Source organism: Janthinobacterium sp. J1-1 (assembly GCF_030944405.1).
Classification (GTDB): Bacteria; Pseudomonadota; Gammaproteobacteria; order Burkholderiales; family Burkholderiaceae_D; genus Janthinobacterium.
In genome coordinates, this window is record NZ_CP132339.1 from 569,158 (window position 1) to 582,948 (window position 13,791).

The following is a 13,791-nucleotide window of genomic DNA, read 5'->3' on the forward strand; positions in this document are numbered from 1 at the left end:
CGCCATGACCGGCCAGCAACTGCTGTTTCTTGTGATCGTGTTTGCCGTGGTGGCGGGACTGGCGGTGGCGGCGTCGCTGATTTTCTTTCCGGGCAGCTTGCGCCAGCGCCTGTTCGGCGCCACCGCGCCGGTGGCCAGTGCCGTGGCGCTGGAGCATGGCTGGGTGGAACGGGTGGCGCGCGTGGCCAAGCCGTTTTCGAAGTTGTCGCTGCCCGAGGAGGGCTGGGAGCGCTCGCCGCTGCGCACCCGCTTCATGAATGCCGGCTGGCGCCAGGCCAGCGCGCCGGCCCTGTATTTTGCCGCCAAGTCGGTGCTGGCCCTGCTGTTTCCCACCGTGCTGGGCCTGTATGCGGCCAGCAGCATGGCGGCCGGCATGCGCAGCGTCTTGTTATTTTTCCTGTGCATCAGCGCCACCGCCGGCTATTACCTGCCCAACCTGATCCTGGCCAGCACGGCCAGGCGGCGCCAGCGCGACATCTTCGAGAACATCCCCGACGCGCTCGACCTGCTGACGGTCTGCGTCGAAGCGGGCCTGAGCCTGGAACGCGCACTGGTCAAGGTGTCCGGTGAGATCCATATCAAGAGCATGGTGCTGGCGCAGGAACTGCAGCTGGTGCTGATGGAAATGCGCGCCGGCTTTACCAAGGAAAAAGCGCTGCGCAACCTGGCCCTGCGCAGCGGCGTGGAGGATGTCGATGTGCTGGTGGCGATGCTGATCCAGTCCGAGCGCTTCGGCACCAGCATGGGCGATTCGCTGCGCGTGCATTCCGACAATCTGCGCGGCAAGCGCAGCCTGCTGGCCGAAGAGGCGGCCGCCAAGATCGCCCTCAAATTGTTGTTCCCGCTGATCTTCTGCGTGTTTCCCACCTTGATGCTGGTGCTGATGGGCCCTGCCGTGATCGAAGTCTACCGCGTGCTGGTGCCGGCCATGGCCAACCGATAAAAGGAGTCCCATGTCGATTACCCTGCCGCGCCTGGCCGTTGCCGGCGCTTGTATCTTGCTGGGCGCCTGCGCCAGCCCCGTCACCGATCCTGGCCCGGTCCCGGTCCCGGCCCCGGTACCGGTCGCGTTTCCCGTTGATCCTGCCGAACGCAATGGCCAGGCCGTGCTGCATGCGCAGCGTGGCGAAGTGCGGCAGGCCATCGCCATCTGGGAGGCCCTGCTGGCCGGCGGCGCGCTGCGGGAGCCGCGCCATGCCTATCTGTTGCGCAACCTGGGTCATGCTTACAGGCTGGCAGGGCGCGATGCCGACGCCGTGACGGTGCTGGAAAAAGCCTGCCTGCTCGACCCGCGCAATGCGCTGGCCTGGCAACAGCTGGCGCAGGTGCTGGCCAGGCTGGGGCAGCACGAACGGGCGGCGCGCATGCAGGACCAGGCGCACAGCCTGCAGGCACGCGAGGTGCCGCGCGTCCGGGCCGAGGCCGAGGCCATGCCGGTGCCCGCGCCGGTGGCGCCGGTGATGGACCGCATCGACATTACGCAAAGTGCCGGCATGGCGGTGCTGCAGCGTGTGGCGGCGGCCAGCCCGCCGGACGCGCCGCGCCTGCGGCTGGAAATTCTCAATGGAAATGGCAAGCCGGGCATGGCGGCGGCGCTGGCGCGCAGCCTGGCCGGCAGCGACTTGCAGGTGGTTCGTACGGCTAACGCCTCGTCGTTCCGGGTGGCCCGCACGCGCGTGGAATACCGGCCGGCGCAGCGGCAGGCGGCGCGCCAGCTGGCCCGCCAGCTGGGCGGCAATATCGAATTCGCCGCCGCCGATTGCCCTGCCAGCGAACTGCGGCTGATCCTCGGGCGCGATATCGATCCTGCCGTGCTGCACCGCTACTATGTGCAGCAGCTGGAACTGGCGCGCCAGGCGCTGGCGCGGCTCGGGTAGGACGTTACGCCTGGCGCCGGCGCGTGCTCGCCAGCGCCGCCAGGCCAATGCCCAGCAGCAGCAGGGTACCGGGCTCCGGGACTTGCTGCACCACGACGATATCGGTGCGGGTGGACTTGGAAAAGTTCAGGGTGTAGCTGCCGGCCGGCAGGGCAAAATTCGAGGTCAGCGAAAACAGCGCAAAGTCGTTCGTGAACGTGCGCGAGGTGCGCGGATCGTTGGTGCCCGCCGTCACGTTCATGCTGAACGGATCGAGGCTGCCGGTGGTGTGGTTGCCGTTCACGTCGCTGCCATTGTTGGCGTCGCCATCGGGCGCGAACTGGAACACGATGCCGTCGGCGTTGGCGCGCGCGGCGCAGCCGGCGGGGCTGCCGGCATTGCAGGAAATGCTGAAGATATCCATGATCGACACATTCGACTTGTCGCCCAGGGTCGTCACGCTGCTGCGCAGGTCGCGGCGCGCCATGAAACTGAAGGTGATGAAGCCGGCGCTCGACAAGGTCAGGTTGACCGAGCCCGTCAGCGTATCGCCCGCCGTCGACGAGGCGGCGCCCACCGTATCGCGCTGCGCTTCCGACACGGCCCGCATGGTGGCGCCGGCGGTGGTCAGCATATTGCCGAAGGAATGGGCGTCGCCGCGTGCAAACTCCAGCACCGTGCTGTGCGCATAGTTGTTTTGTGGCAGGCCGCTACAACCACCGCCGGCGCATACCTGCAGCACATCGGCATTGGCGGCGGGGCCGGTGTTGACGGCACGCGGATTGACGGCGGCGGCATTTTCAAAATACGTGCTGTCGCTGGCGTTGCGGTTGGCGCCCGTCAGCGACAGGGTGCCGGCGCTGGTGGTGATGCGGAAATTGTTGATATCGTTGACGGCCAGGCCATACGCGCCGGCCTGCGCCTGGCCGGCGGCCAGCAAACCGGCTGCGGCGAGCGCGGCGAACAGGCCTAGGGTTTTGCTTCGTGGGTGATCGACGTTCATCGCAGCCTCGTTATCATGGTCGGTTCAGTCGGGGACATTCAGAAGGGGTATCCGAGTGTCGCTGTCGACGTTGATAAGCAGCTTGCGTGCCAAACAAAAAAATCCAAGTCGAATCAAGGACTTGCGTAAAGCGAACTGAAGGGAAATGCGCTGACTGTAAGAAACACCGACACTGTGCAAAAATAGGCGATGGCAAACAAAACCCCCACCTTTCCCGGCGCGCGCACGGGCCGCGGCCAGGTCCTCGCCGTGCTGCTGTCGAACCGCGACCAGTCCGGCGCCGAACCCCTGCAGGGCCGCGTCTCGCTGGCCGCCATCGTCAAGGCATTGAAACGCAAATATCACTGGCCGATCGAGACGCACAGCTTTCCGGCCAATACGGCGGACGGCCGCGCCAGCTGGGCCACCGTCTACAGCCTGCCGGAAAAAGTGATCGCCGTCGCCCTGGCGGTCGGCGGCCAGGAATGGCTCGACAGCCGCAAGGGCTAGGTTTTACTCCTGCGGCAGCAAGGCCAGCGCCGCGCTGAAGTCGCCCATCGGCTTGCCGCCATTGGCGACCAGTGCCTTGTCGCGCGTGCTCAAGCCGTCAAGCACCGGCAGCGAGAAGCGGTGGGTAATCGCGCGCAGGATCGAGGCCGAGTCGTATTGCGTATGGTCGACCAGGCCCTTCTTCACGTACGGCGAGACCAAAATCGCCGGCACGCGCGTGCCGGGACCCCAGCGGTCGCCCTTCGGTGGCGCGGCATGGTCATAGAAGCCGCCGTTTTCATCGTAGGTGACGATCACCAGCATGTTCTTCCACTGCGGGCTCTTTTTCAACTGCGCGATGACGCTGGCGATATGCGCGTCGCCATCGGCCACGCTGGCGTAACCGGCGTGCTGGTTCAAATTGCCCTGCGGCTTGTAGAAGGTCACCGGCGGCAGCTTGCCGGCGGCCGCATCCGTCATGAACTGGCTGTCGAAATCGCGCAAGTGGGCAGCGCGGTAGGCGGGCGCCTTGACCGGGTCCATGCTGGCGAAATAATTGAACGGCTGGTGGTGGAACTGGAAGTTTGGTGGGCTCGGGAAACTGCTGCCGCGCGCACTGGCCGTGGCCAGCGCCGTGGTGTCCTTCCAGGCGCCCGCATACCAGGCCCAGTCGATGTTCTTTCCGGATAACAAGTCGCCAATATTCGTCTGCGTCTGCTGCGGCAAGGTATTGGCCTTGGTGGTATCGGCATACAGCTTGCTGCTGTCGCCGGACGCCGGTGCATTGCTGCTGGGCTGGAAAGCCGGCTGCATGGTGTTGACGGCGTAGAACATGCCGCTGCTGTCGGCCGGCGTCAGCGTGTTGTCGTTGGCGTAGACTGGCGCGCCATTGAGCACCGTGGCCGGCGCGGTGGCGGCCGGCGTCAGGCGCACGAAGTTGCCCTTGGCGTCGACATCGATCTTCGAGATCGAAGCCTTGGCGACAGAGGTGTCCGCGTTCGGATAAGTCGGCGCGCAGGCGCAGATCAGGTACTGGTGCGTCAGGAACGAGCCGCCGAAGGCGCCGATGAACAGGTTGTCGGCCAGCGCGTACTGTTTGGCGATATCCCACAGCTTCATCTTGCTGCCGTCGTAGTAGCCCATGGTGAGGCCGCCCGCATCGGAATAGGCCGCGAACTTGTCGTTGGCGCCGCCATTGATCTGCATCTGGTTGTTGTAGAAGCGGTGCACCAGGTCGCGCGTGATCACCGATTGCGGCAGGCTGATCGGGCTGTTGGCATCGTCGATCTGGAACGGCTTGTTGGGCAGGTTGGCCGATTGCGCCTGCGTGATCACGGTGCTCTGGCCGGCGGCCGTCATGCCGCCCCAGGTCGGTGGCAGCACGGGCAGGGTGCTGTTGTCGATATCCTTTTGCGCCACATAGCCGCCGGTCGAAGTCGGGTTGACACCCGGCACGCCGTTGGCGCCCGGGAACAGGCCGTACAGATTGTCGAAGCCGCGGTTTTCCGCGTAGATCACGACGATGGTCTGGATATTGTTCAGCGCCAGGCCGCTGTTCAGGGCGGCCAGGGCGTCTGCGGGTGCGGCCTGCGCGCTGGCGCCGGCGATCACCGTGGTGACGCTGGTGTTTTCCGCTTTCAGCTTCGCCAGTTCATCGCCGCTGGCCTTGTTGAAGTCCGACGCCAGGGCAGTTTCCGACACGCCGATGCGCGCCGCCAGCTTGCTGCTGGCGGCAGCGAAATCGCCGCCATTGCCATCCATCACCTGTGCCAGTTCGGTCGACAGGGCGCTGACGAAGCCCGCGTGGCCGGCGGGGGCGCGCAGCAGCAGCTTTTGCGTGACCTTGCTGCCGGCGTCGCCCACCACTTCGTGGCGGATCGCATCGGTGCCGACCATGGCCAGCACGGCGCCTTCGCCTTCCACCGTGAAGCTGCCGTCGGCGGCCGTGCGCACGGGCGCCGAATCGCTGGCGCAGGTCAGTTTTGCCGTCGTGCTTTCCAGGCACACCTGGGCGTTTTCATAGTAGCTGCCGATCACCTGGCCCTTGGTGGTGGGCGCCAGGGCATAGTTGCTGCCACAGGCCACCAGGCCGGCGCCCAGCGCCAGCGACAATAAGACGGGGAGGGGGCGTAATCGGAGCGGGCGTAATACAGGTCTTGCGTGCGGTTTCATGCTCATGCCTTCTGGGTGTGAGGGTGGAAAAGCACGGATGCTAGGCAAGCAATATGTCCGCTGCGTGACATGTCCATGTTCCGTTACATGCGATACATGCCGTAATGTTGCGGCGGCATTGGCGGCCGATTTGTCACGCAGCGGTCATATGGCGTTGCTACGCTGGCCGCCCATGTTCACAGCTGTTCGATTGCCGCCATGATGAAGTTCACGCCCTTTTTATTGCTGCTGGCCGCCTGCCAGCCGCAGCAGCTTCCCAAGCCGGCCACCGCTGCCGCCCCGCCGGCCTATCTGAATGCCGCCTACGCGCCGGCCCGGAACCAGCCGTCGGTGGCGGACATGACGGCCATGGGCCGCGCCATGTTTTTCGAACCGAGCCTGTCCATCTCCGGCAAGCTGTCATGCGCCAGTTGCCACAGCCCGGATCACGCCTACGGCCCGCCGAATGGGCTGGCGGTGCAATTGGGCGGCCCCGAACTGAAGGATGCCGGCACGCGCGCCGCGCCTTCGCTGCGCTACCTGCAGAACGCGCCATCATTCACCGAACATTTCCATGACGACGATGGCGACGACAGCATCGATGCGGGCCCGACCGGCGGGCGCAACTGGGACGGCCGCGCCCAGTCTGGCCATGAACAGGCCTTGACGCCGCTGTTGGCCAAGCACGAGATGGGCAACGTTGACGCCGCCGCCGTGGTGGACAAATTGCGGCACGGTCCGCTGGCGGCGCAGTTCAAAAAAACCTATGGCGAGAACATCTTTGAACAACCGGAGCAGGCACTGCGCCGGGCCCTGATGTCGCTCGAAGTGTTCCAGGAAAGCCCGGCGGATTTTTATCCCTACACCAGCAAGTACGATGCCTTTCTGCGCAAGCAGGTCAAGTTGAATCCGCAGGAATTGCGCGGCCTGGCCCTGTTCAACGACGAGACCAAGGGCAATTGCGCCTCCTGCCATATCAGCCAGATCACGCCCGGCGGCGCCTTCCCGCAATTTACCGACTACGGCCTGATCAATATCGGCGTGCCGCGCAATAAAAAGCTGCCCGCCAACGCCGATCCGGCATTTTTTGACATGGGCTTGTGCGGCCCCGACCGCACGGATCTGAAAGATCACCAGGAATACTGCGGCAGCTTCAAGACCCCGACCCTGCGCAACGTGGCGCTGCGTAAAAGCTTCTTCCACAACAGCAGCTTCACCAGCCTGGAACAGGTGCTGCGCTTCTACGTGCAGCGCGATACGGCGCCGCAAAAATGGTATCCGAAAAATAGCGATGGCAGCGTGCACAAGTACGACGACCTGCCGCCCGGCCTGGAGGCGAACGTCAATGTCGAGCCGCCATTCGACCGGAAAAAGGGGCAGGCGCCGGCCCTGAACGAGCGGGAAATCGCCGATGTGATCGTGTTTTTGAAGACCTTGACGGATGGCTACAAGGTGCCGGCAGCTTAAGCCGCCAGCGGCGCCGGCGTGACCTGCATCGGGGCAATGGCGAAACGTTGCTGTGCCTGCCAGATGTCATAGGCGTTCTGTTCCGCCAGCCACAGGCGCGCCTCGCCCCCGCGCTCCTTGCCCAACCAGGCTTCGATGCGCAACGCCATCTCTGGTGAAATCGCCGCGTGGCCATTGAGGACGCGCGACAGCGTGACACGGTTGACATCCAGCTGCTGCGCCGCCTCGGTCACGGACACACCCAACGCGGGCAGCACGTCATCGCGTAGCGTCAGGCCAGGATGCGGCGGATTGAACATGTTTGTCATGATATTTTTCTCAATGATAATCTTGATAGTCGACCAGGATGGCGTCGCTGCCGTCAAACCGGAATGTCAGCCGCCAGTTGCCATTCACCCACACTGAAAAGTGGTCCTGCAGGGCTTTGCCCTTGAGTGCATGCGAGCGCCAGCCCGGCAGATTCATGCCTTGAGGATCACTTGCTTCGTTCAAGCGGCGCAGCATCGCACCCAGCTTCGGCGCATGGGCTGGCTGGATGCCGGCCATGCTTCCCGTCTCGAAAAAAACCTTCAAGCCTTTGTGCTGAAATGTCTTGATCATGCGCGATTGTAGCGTGTGGCGCTACGCGCTGCAATCTTTGCCTGCCCATGCCATGCATGCTGTGGCCAGAATTGAAAACAGGCTGACATTGCTGCAAGCCCTGCTGGCTGGGAGCAAAGGGATGACCCGTATCCATCGAACATAATCGGATGGCTTTGAACGCATCGGCTATCTTTTCTGCTCAGAAGGGGTGAATTTGCAGTTTCACCACACTCTTGCCATAAATGCCATGAATGGCAAATAGTTGACTTGACGCAATATGCTGCGCTGAGTTTAACTGTACGCGTGGCAGGCATAGCTGAATTCGGGCTTCGTGCTCGCACGACAGCGTGGACTTTTCTTGTTGGCTGCGTCCCTTTTTTCATTTTGGAGTTGCCATGTTCCACACTCTGCGTGCGCGCCTTATCGCCATCGCCATTGCCATCGTCGCGGTGGCGCTGGTGCTCCTTTCGCTGGTGACCTTCGTGACCGTGCGTGCCAATGTGCTGTCCTCGCTGGACAAGCAGATCAGCGATGTCACGCGCCAGTATGCGCGTGAGCTGACCGAGTGGGTGCAGGACAAGCAGCGCATTGCCAGCGCGCTGAAGGTGGCCGTAGTCCAGGCGGACCCGCAGCCCGCGCTCGATACGGCGCGCCAGGCCGGGGCCATGGATTCGGTGGGCTTTGCCTTGAGCGACAAGCGGGCTGTCTACAGCGGCTGGACGGTGCCACCGGACTTCGACGGCACGGCGCGCCCCTGGTACAAGCTGGCCGTGTCGACCGGCGGCCCCGCCATCACGCCCGCGTATGCCGATGCCAATACCGGCGAACTGTACGTGAGCTTCGTGGAACCCGTGTTCACGCAGGCTGGTGGTCCGCTCGCGGGCGTGGTCAGCGCCGACGCGAAGCTGACCTCGGTCGTCAGGAAAGTCAACGCCATCCACCCGACGGAAAAAAGTTTTGCGGTGCTGGTCGATGGCACCAACAACACCATCCTGGCCCACGCGCGCAAGGAATTGACGCTCAAGCCGCTGACCGAATTGGCCGCCGGACTCGATGCCGCGCTGCTGGCACGCCTGGTCCAGGGTGGCGATCACGCGGAACTGACGATCGACGGCGCCGCGCAGATGGTGTATGCCGCCAAGGTCGAGGGCACGCCATGGATACTGCTGACGGCCGTCGACCGCGACCTGGCCACCGCGACCTTGAGCACGATGCTGCGCATGACGGTCATCATCACGGTGCTGTGCCTGCTGGCTGCCGGTGGCCTGATGTCGGTGTTCGTCAGCCGCCAGCTGCGCCGCATGCTGCTGGTGCGCGACGCGCTGGAAGACATCGCTTCCGGCGAAGGCGACCTGACGCGGCGCATGGATGCGTCCGGCCGCGACGAACTGACGCAAATTGCCAGCGCCTTCAACCGTTTCGCCGACAAGATCGCCGCCGTGCTGCTGCAAATCCGTGTTGCGTCCGATACGGTACGCACGGCATCGGGCGAGATCGCCTCTGGCAATAGCGACCTGTCGATGCGCACCGAGTCGCAGGCGAGCGCGCTGGAGGAAACCTCGGCCGCCATGGAGGAACTGATGGCCACTGTCCAGCAGAATGCGGAAAACGCCCAGCAGGCCAACGAACTGGCCACCAGCGCCAGCCAGGTGGCCGGGCGTGGCGGCGAGGTGGTGCAGCAGGTGGTGCGGACCATGGGCGACATCAATCTTGCCTCGCGCAAGATCGTCGACATCATCGGCACCATCGACGGCATCGCCTTCCAGACCAATATCCTCGCCCTCAATGCCGCGGTGGAAGCGGCGCGGGCCGGGGAAATGGGCCGCGGCTTTGCTGTGGTGGCGACAGAAGTGCGCTCGCTCGCCGGGCGTTCGGCCGAAGCGGCCAGGGAAATCAAGGCGTTGATTGGCGACTCCGTGACGCAGGTCGACGCCGGCAGCCGGCTGGTGGAGAGCGCGGGCGCGACCATGACCGAGGTGGTCGACAGCATCCGCCAGCTGGCCGGCATCGTCAAGCAGATCAGCAGCGCCAGCCATGAACAAAGCAGCGGCATCACCGAAGTGGGCACGGCGGTGACGCAAATGGATGAAAACACCCAGCAGAATGCCGCCCTGGTCGAGCAGGCCGCCGCCGCCGCGCAATCGCTGCAGCAGCAGGCCAGCGCGCTGGCCGAAGTGGTTGCCGGATTCAAGCTGCCGCAGGCGCAGCAGGCCGCCACGCGCGATGCCCTGCGCCTGCAATAACAAGGGAGATTGACCATGTCTGCAAACTATCGTGGCGCGCTCCTGGCCGGGGCGTTGAGCTTGCTGTGTCACGCCGTATCGGCCGAGGAAGTGGCCAGTTCGCCCTGGACCGTCGGCGGTGCGGTCCGCTTCAATTATGTCTACAAGAGCTGGCAGGACGACTATCCGAGCGGTTTCGTCGGCCTGGATACGGCCCGACTGGACGTCAATTTTGACGACGGCACGCTGATCAGCTCGGCGCAATACCGCTACAACCGGTATCCGAAGGGGCAGGGCGGCTACTGGCAGCACTTCCTGCATCACGGCTGGGCCGGCGTGCGCTTTGCCGACAAGAGCACGGTGCAAGCGGGCCTGGTAAAAAATCCGTTCGGGCTGCAGCCGTTCGCGTCCAACAATTTTTACGAGTCGATGGCGTTCTACACCGGTTTCGAGGACAAGTACGACCTGGGCATGACCTATGCCAGCCGACCCGGCCCCGTCGAGTGGCAGCTGGGCTTTTTCCCGCGCGACGGCGGATCGTATGGCGGCGGGGGCAATACGGCCGCAGCCTCGAATCGCTACTCGTACAATATCGTGCCCGACGATGACCGGCAAGGGTATGCCACCGGCCAGCGCGACCGCGAGCGCATGACTTTTACCGGCCGCGTGGTGGCGCATATCGGCAGCAGTGGGCGGCACGAAGTGGGGCTGTCCGCACTCACCGGCACCATCCGTAACGAAACCCGCAGCGAAGGGCGCGATACCCGCCGCAATGCCGTGGCGCTGCACTACCGGGGCGGCACGGGGCCATGGAACATCATGCTGGAAGCCTTGCGCTACAGCTATGGCACCAGCCACGGCGCGAACCAGACCTATGGCGGTCTCGACCCGAACAGCTTTGTCATCCTGGGCGCCTTCGGCTATCCCTACCCGGTGGCGTCCAAAGGCGACATCTATATCGCCAACCTCAGCTACGACATCCCAGGAAAGCTGGGGCCGCTGGGCGGCTTCAAGCTGTACAACGACTACAGCATCCTGCGCAAGCGTGTCGGCAATTACAAAAGTTCAGTGCAGAATGTCAGTGGCCTCAGCTTTTCATCCGGCAAATGGGTGTTCTATGCCGACTTCATGCTGGGCAAGCACCACCCCTACCTGTCGCCGGACGGCGGCGGGCTGGCATCGACCTCCAGCGTGCACGATGGCTACACGCGCAGGATCAACCTGCAGGCGGGGTATTATTTCTGAACCAGGGAAAAAACATGGCAAACAACCCGCAGCATCCAGATGGCCACTGGCGCCGCTTTGGCCACGGCATGCTGCTCGCGCTGCTGATCGTGGTGGTCTGGAGCGCCATTTGCTGGAACCTGCGCGACTACAGCGGGCCGTTCTGGATGGAACTGGACCACATCGGCCTCTTCCCCATGTATGTCCTGGCCATGCTGGCGCAGATGGTGGTGGCCCTGCTGCTGGCGCGCTGGAAAAGCTGGTGGTGGAGCGCCGGCATCATCTGCGGCACGCTGCTGGGCATGGCCGGCCCGATTGCGCTGGCGCTGATCGCCGCCAGCGGCATGCCGGCGATGCGGTATTGAGGCAGGCCGGGCGGGATGCGGTGGGCATTGCCCGGGGCAATCGGCTGGCGCGCTGGTCTTGTCTCCAGAAAGCAAAAAGCCCAACCTGAAAGGCTGGGCTTTTTGCTGGATGTTCTTGGTGCCGACTGCCGGTTTCGAACTGGCCACCTGATGATTACAAATCAACTGCTCTACCAAATGAGCTAAGTCGGCAAAAACTGCGCGTTGCGAATTATACGCTATTTAATACGGGTCAGGGTCGGGCGGCCGCCTTTTTTTGGTGGCTCGTCGTCGCCTGGCGGCGTGTTGCCGTCGCGTTGTTCGGTGTTGCCGGTCGGAACTGACGACAGGGTCGGGCCGGTCGCTGCCGGGGCGGGCGGCGGTGGGGCGTCGGCTGAGGCGGGGCTGTCGGTCGGCTGGCCGTGCGGGTCGTCGTTGCCGAGGACCGGCTCGAACGCCATGCCCTGGCCGTTTTCGTTGGCGTAGATGGCCATCACGTTGTCGACCGGCACGTAGATTTCGCGCGAGACGCCGCCGAAGCGGGCGTGGAAGCGCACGGCGTCGTTGTCCATCTTCAGGCCGCTGGTGGCGCCGAAGCTGATGTTCAGGACGATTTCGCCTTTCTTCACGTATTCCATCGGTACCGTGGTGCGCGAATCGACTTTGACCGCGAGGTAGGGCGTGTAGCCGCTGTCGGTGCACCACTCGTAGATGGCGCGCAGCATATAAGGTTTGGTTGAGATTTCAGACATGATAGGCACGGTGAGGCGGGAGCGCCGCCGGCAACAACATGGGCGGGCGCACCGGTAAGTCAATGAAACAGAGCAACTGGAAATAATCCAAGATGCCCCAGAAAGCGTAGCGAGCAAGCCCGATATCGGCTTGAGTAACGCAGCCGTACTTTAGTACGGCGAGTAACGCCAAGTCGAGAGCGGGCTGCGCAGTAGCTTTATGGGGATATCTTAACGGCGCATGACCTTTTCTGATGGGGTCAGCGCTTCGATATACGCCGGACGCGAGAAGATGCGTTCGGCGTATTTCATCAGCGGCGCGGCCGTTTTCGACAGTTCGATGCCGTAGTGGTCCAGGCGCCACAGCAGCGGCGCGACAGCCACGTCGAGCATCGAGAATTCGTCGCCCAGCATGTACTTGTTTTTCAGGAACAGCGGCGCCAGCGTCGTCAGGCGGTCGCGGATTTCCGCGCGCGCCTTGTCGTGGCTCTTGTCGTTGCTCTTGGCGCGTTCGCTTTCCAGCACGTGCACGTGCACGAACAGTTCTTTTTCAAAGTTGAACAGCATCAGGCGCGCGCGGGCGCGCATCAGCGGATCGGCCGGCATCAGTTGCGGATGCGGGAAGCGCTCATCGATGTACTCGTTGATGATGTTCGATTCATACAGAATCAGTTCGCGCTCGACCAGGATCGGCACCTGGCCATACGGGTTCATGGTCGAAATGTCTTCCGGCTTGTTGAACAGGTCGACGTCGCGCACTTCGAAGTCCATGCCTTTTTCAAACAGGACCAGGCGGCAGCGTTGCGAAAATGGGCAGGTTGTACCCGAATAGAGAACCATCATTTTTTATAGTTCCTTAGAAACAAAGGGGGTGAAGCCGCGAACGGCTCACCCCAGGTCGCTTGTCCACTCATGCGGACAACGCAGAAACAGGCATTAACCGGCCTTCAGCCGGTGCCTCACTTATTTGACTTCCTTCCAGAACGACGCATTCAGGCGCCATGCCAGCAGAGCAAAAGCCGACAGGAACAGCAGTACCCAAACGCCCAGGCGCTTGCGTGTCTGTTGTGCCGGTTCGGCCATCCACTCCATGTAGCCGACCAGGTCGGCCACCGCAGTGTCATACTCGATCTTGTTCAACGTGCCTGGCTTGACTTGTTCGAAGCCGACAAATTTGTGGATTTTCTTGGCCGCATCATGCGGATCAGTCTCTTCCACGAACTTGGCAGTCTGGATACCTTGCAACTCCCATAACACATGCGGCATGGCAACATTTGGCACGACCATATTGTTCCAGCCGGTCGGCCGCGTGTCGTCTTTATAGAACGTACGCAGGTAAGTATACAGGTAGTCGCCGCCTGTGCCAGCGGAAGATGATTTCGCGCGCGAAATTACCGACAAATCCGGCGGTACCACGCCGAAAAAGGCCTTGGCATCCTTCGGCGCCAGCGCGGTGGTCATCAAGTCGCCCACTTTATCACCGGAGAACAACAGATTCTGCTTGATCTGGTCTTCTGTCAGGCCCAGGTCTTTCAGGCGGTTGTAGCGCATCGAGACGGCGGCGTGGCAATTGAGGCAATAATTGACGAACAGTTTGGCGCCATGTTGCAGCGCCGCCATGTTGGTCTGGCGATCAGGCGCCTTGTCCAGCGGAAAGCCGCCTTCGCTGGCCAGGGCCAGGGCGGGCACGAACGCCAGGATGGCGAGCAGTTTTTTTGCAATCTTCATTTGATGTATGTCCTT

At 63.1% G+C, this 13,791-nt stretch carries 14 protein-coding genes and 1 tRNA gene; 7 read left to right on the forward strand and 8 right to left on the reverse strand.

What is annotated here, in order from left to right:
• The first annotated feature begins 4 nt into the window (after positions 1 to 4).
• Both Q8L25_RS02520 and Q8L25_RS02525 read left to right on the forward strand, forming a co-directional pair.
• The gene (locus Q8L25_RS02520) at positions 5 to 943 is read left to right on the forward strand and encodes a type II secretion system F family protein (RefSeq protein ID WP_308923418.1); all 939 of its coding nucleotides are present in this window, start codon (positions 5 to 7) and stop codon (positions 941 to 943) included.
• Between the two features lie 10 nt (positions 944 to 953).
• Positions 954 to 1,877, forward strand: coding sequence for a LytR C-terminal domain-containing protein (locus Q8L25_RS02525; protein ID WP_308923419.1), 924 nt, complete (start codon positions 954 to 956; stop codon positions 1,875 to 1,877).
• A 4-nt stretch (positions 1,878 to 1,881) separates the two neighbouring features.
• Here Q8L25_RS02525 and Q8L25_RS02530 read toward each other — a convergent pair whose 3' ends face one another.
• Complete coding sequence (locus Q8L25_RS02530) at positions 1,882 to 2,859, reverse strand: EDSAP-1 family PEP-CTERM protein (RefSeq protein ID WP_308923420.1); 978 nt, start codon at positions 2,857 to 2,859, stop codon at positions 1,882 to 1,884.
• Positions 2,860 to 3,048: 189 nt separating this feature from the next.
• Here Q8L25_RS02530 and Q8L25_RS02535 point away from each other — a divergent pair, with 189 nt between their 5' ends.
• Positions 3,049 to 3,348 (forward strand): hypothetical protein, encoded by a 300-nt coding sequence (locus Q8L25_RS02535; RefSeq protein WP_308923421.1) that lies wholly within the window; start codon positions 3,049 to 3,051, stop codon positions 3,346 to 3,348.
• 3 nt (positions 3,349 to 3,351) lie between these two features.
• Here the strand turns inward: Q8L25_RS02535 and acpA are convergent, their stop codons facing one another.
• A complete protein-coding gene (gene acpA, locus Q8L25_RS02540; RefSeq protein WP_308923422.1) occupies positions 3,352 to 5,499 on the reverse strand; it encodes an acid phosphatase in 2,148 nt (715 codons plus the stop codon).
• 201 nt (positions 5,500 to 5,700) lie between these two features.
• On the opposite strand from acpA, the gene Q8L25_RS02545 reads away from it, so the two are divergent.
• Positions 5,701 to 6,945, forward strand: a complete 1,245-nt coding sequence (locus Q8L25_RS02545) for a cytochrome c peroxidase (protein ID WP_308925636.1) — start codon at positions 5,701 to 5,703, stop codon at positions 6,943 to 6,945.
• Here the strand turns inward: Q8L25_RS02545 and Q8L25_RS02550 are convergent.
• Both Q8L25_RS02550 and Q8L25_RS02555 read right to left on the reverse strand, forming a co-directional pair.
• Positions 6,942 to 7,253, reverse strand: coding sequence for a HigA family addiction module antitoxin (locus Q8L25_RS02550; RefSeq protein WP_308923423.1), 312 nt, complete (start codon positions 7,251 to 7,253; stop codon positions 6,942 to 6,944). The two genes, Q8L25_RS02545 and Q8L25_RS02550, sit on opposite strands and share 4 nt — an antisense overlap.
• Before the next feature lie 10 nt (positions 7,254 to 7,263).
• Positions 7,264 to 7,545, reverse strand: a complete 282-nt coding sequence (locus Q8L25_RS02555) for a type II toxin-antitoxin system RelE/ParE family toxin (protein WP_308923424.1) — start codon at positions 7,543 to 7,545, stop codon at positions 7,264 to 7,266.
• A gap of 377 nt (positions 7,546 to 7,922) precedes the next feature.
• Between Q8L25_RS02555 and Q8L25_RS02560 the strand changes: the two genes are divergently transcribed.
• The 3 genes from Q8L25_RS02560 to Q8L25_RS02570 are packed head-to-tail and all read left to right on the forward strand — an operon-like array spanning position 7,923 to position 11,338.
• Positions 7,923 to 9,770, forward strand: a complete 1,848-nt coding sequence (locus tag Q8L25_RS02560; RefSeq protein ID WP_308923425.1) for a methyl-accepting chemotaxis protein — start codon at positions 7,923 to 7,925, stop codon at positions 9,768 to 9,770.
• 15 nt (positions 9,771 to 9,785) lie between these two features.
• Positions 9,786 to 10,994 (forward strand): hypothetical protein, encoded by a 1,209-nt coding sequence (locus tag Q8L25_RS02565; protein ID WP_308923426.1) that lies wholly within the window; start codon positions 9,786 to 9,788, stop codon positions 10,992 to 10,994.
• 14 nt (positions 10,995 to 11,008) lie between these two features.
• Positions 11,009 to 11,338 carry a hypothetical protein gene (locus tag Q8L25_RS02570; RefSeq protein ID WP_308923427.1) on the forward strand — a complete coding sequence of 110 codons (330 nt, stop codon included), beginning with the start codon at positions 11,009 to 11,011 and terminating at the stop codon, positions 11,336 to 11,338.
• Positions 11,339 to 11,454: 116 nt separating this feature from the next.
• Here the strand turns inward: Q8L25_RS02570 and Q8L25_RS02575 are convergent.
• The 4 genes from Q8L25_RS02575 to Q8L25_RS02590 form a co-directional block, all read right to left on the reverse strand.
• Positions 11,455 to 11,530, reverse strand: a tRNA-Thr gene (locus Q8L25_RS02575).
• Positions 11,531 to 11,556: 26 nt separating this feature from the next.
• On the reverse strand, positions 11,557 to 12,069 hold the full coding sequence (locus Q8L25_RS02580) for a ClpXP protease specificity-enhancing factor (RefSeq protein ID WP_308923428.1): 513 nt from the start codon (positions 12,067 to 12,069) through the stop codon (positions 11,557 to 11,559).
• 210 nt (positions 12,070 to 12,279) lie between these two features.
• Positions 12,280 to 12,891, reverse strand: a complete 612-nt coding sequence (locus tag Q8L25_RS02585; protein ID WP_008443913.1) for a glutathione S-transferase N-terminal domain-containing protein — start codon at positions 12,889 to 12,891, stop codon at positions 12,280 to 12,282.
• A 120-nt stretch (positions 12,892 to 13,011) separates the two neighbouring features.
• On the reverse strand, positions 13,012 to 13,776 hold the full coding sequence (locus Q8L25_RS02590) for a cytochrome c1 (RefSeq protein WP_308923429.1): 765 nt from the start codon (positions 13,774 to 13,776) through the stop codon (positions 13,012 to 13,014).
• Between the last annotated feature and the right edge of the window lie 15 nt (positions 13,777 to 13,791).

What these genes read in the sequence shown, in the direction of transcription:
- Q8L25_RS02520 (WP_308923418.1), top strand. Translation starts at nt 5, where the DNA reads ATGACCGGCCAGCAACTGCTGTTTCTTGTGATCGTGTTTGCCGTGGTG.
- Q8L25_RS02545 (WP_308925636.1), top strand. Translation starts at nt 5,701, where the DNA reads ATGAAGTTCACGCCCTTTTTATTGCTGCTGGCCGCCTGCCAGCCGCAG.
- Q8L25_RS02530 (WP_308923420.1), bottom strand. Translation starts at nt 2,859, where the DNA reads ATGAACGTCGATCACCCACGAAGCAAAACCCTAGGCCTGTTCGCCGCG.
- Q8L25_RS02580 (WP_308923428.1), bottom strand. Translation starts at nt 12,069, where the DNA reads ATGTCTGAAATCTCAACCAAACCTTATATGCTGCGCGCCATCTACGAG.
- Q8L25_RS02570 (WP_308923427.1), top strand. Translation starts at nt 11,009, where the DNA reads ATGGCAAACAACCCGCAGCATCCAGATGGCCACTGGCGCCGCTTTGGC.
- Q8L25_RS02590 (WP_308923429.1), bottom strand. Translation starts at nt 13,776, where the DNA reads ATGAAGATTGCAAAAAAACTGCTCGCCATCCTGGCGTTCGTGCCCGCC.
- Q8L25_RS02535 (WP_308923421.1), top strand. Translation starts at nt 3,049, where the DNA reads ATGGCAAACAAAACCCCCACCTTTCCCGGCGCGCGCACGGGCCGCGGC.
- Q8L25_RS02585 (WP_008443913.1), bottom strand. Translation starts at nt 12,891, where the DNA reads ATGATGGTTCTCTATTCGGGTACAACCTGCCCATTTTCGCAACGCTGC.
- acpA (WP_308923422.1), bottom strand. Translation starts at nt 5,499, where the DNA reads ATGAAACCGCACGCAAGACCTGTATTACGCCCGCTCCGATTACGCCCC.
- Q8L25_RS02560 (WP_308923425.1), top strand. Translation starts at nt 7,923, where the DNA reads ATGTTCCACACTCTGCGTGCGCGCCTTATCGCCATCGCCATTGCCATC.
- Q8L25_RS02565 (WP_308923426.1), top strand. Translation starts at nt 9,786, where the DNA reads ATGTCTGCAAACTATCGTGGCGCGCTCCTGGCCGGGGCGTTGAGCTTG.
- Q8L25_RS02555 (WP_308923424.1), bottom strand. Translation starts at nt 7,545, where the DNA reads ATGATCAAGACATTTCAGCACAAAGGCTTGAAGGTTTTTTTCGAGACG.
- Q8L25_RS02525 (WP_308923419.1), top strand. Translation starts at nt 954, where the DNA reads ATGTCGATTACCCTGCCGCGCCTGGCCGTTGCCGGCGCTTGTATCTTG.
- Q8L25_RS02550 (WP_308923423.1), bottom strand. Translation starts at nt 7,253, where the DNA reads ATGACAAACATGTTCAATCCGCCGCATCCTGGCCTGACGCTACGCGAT.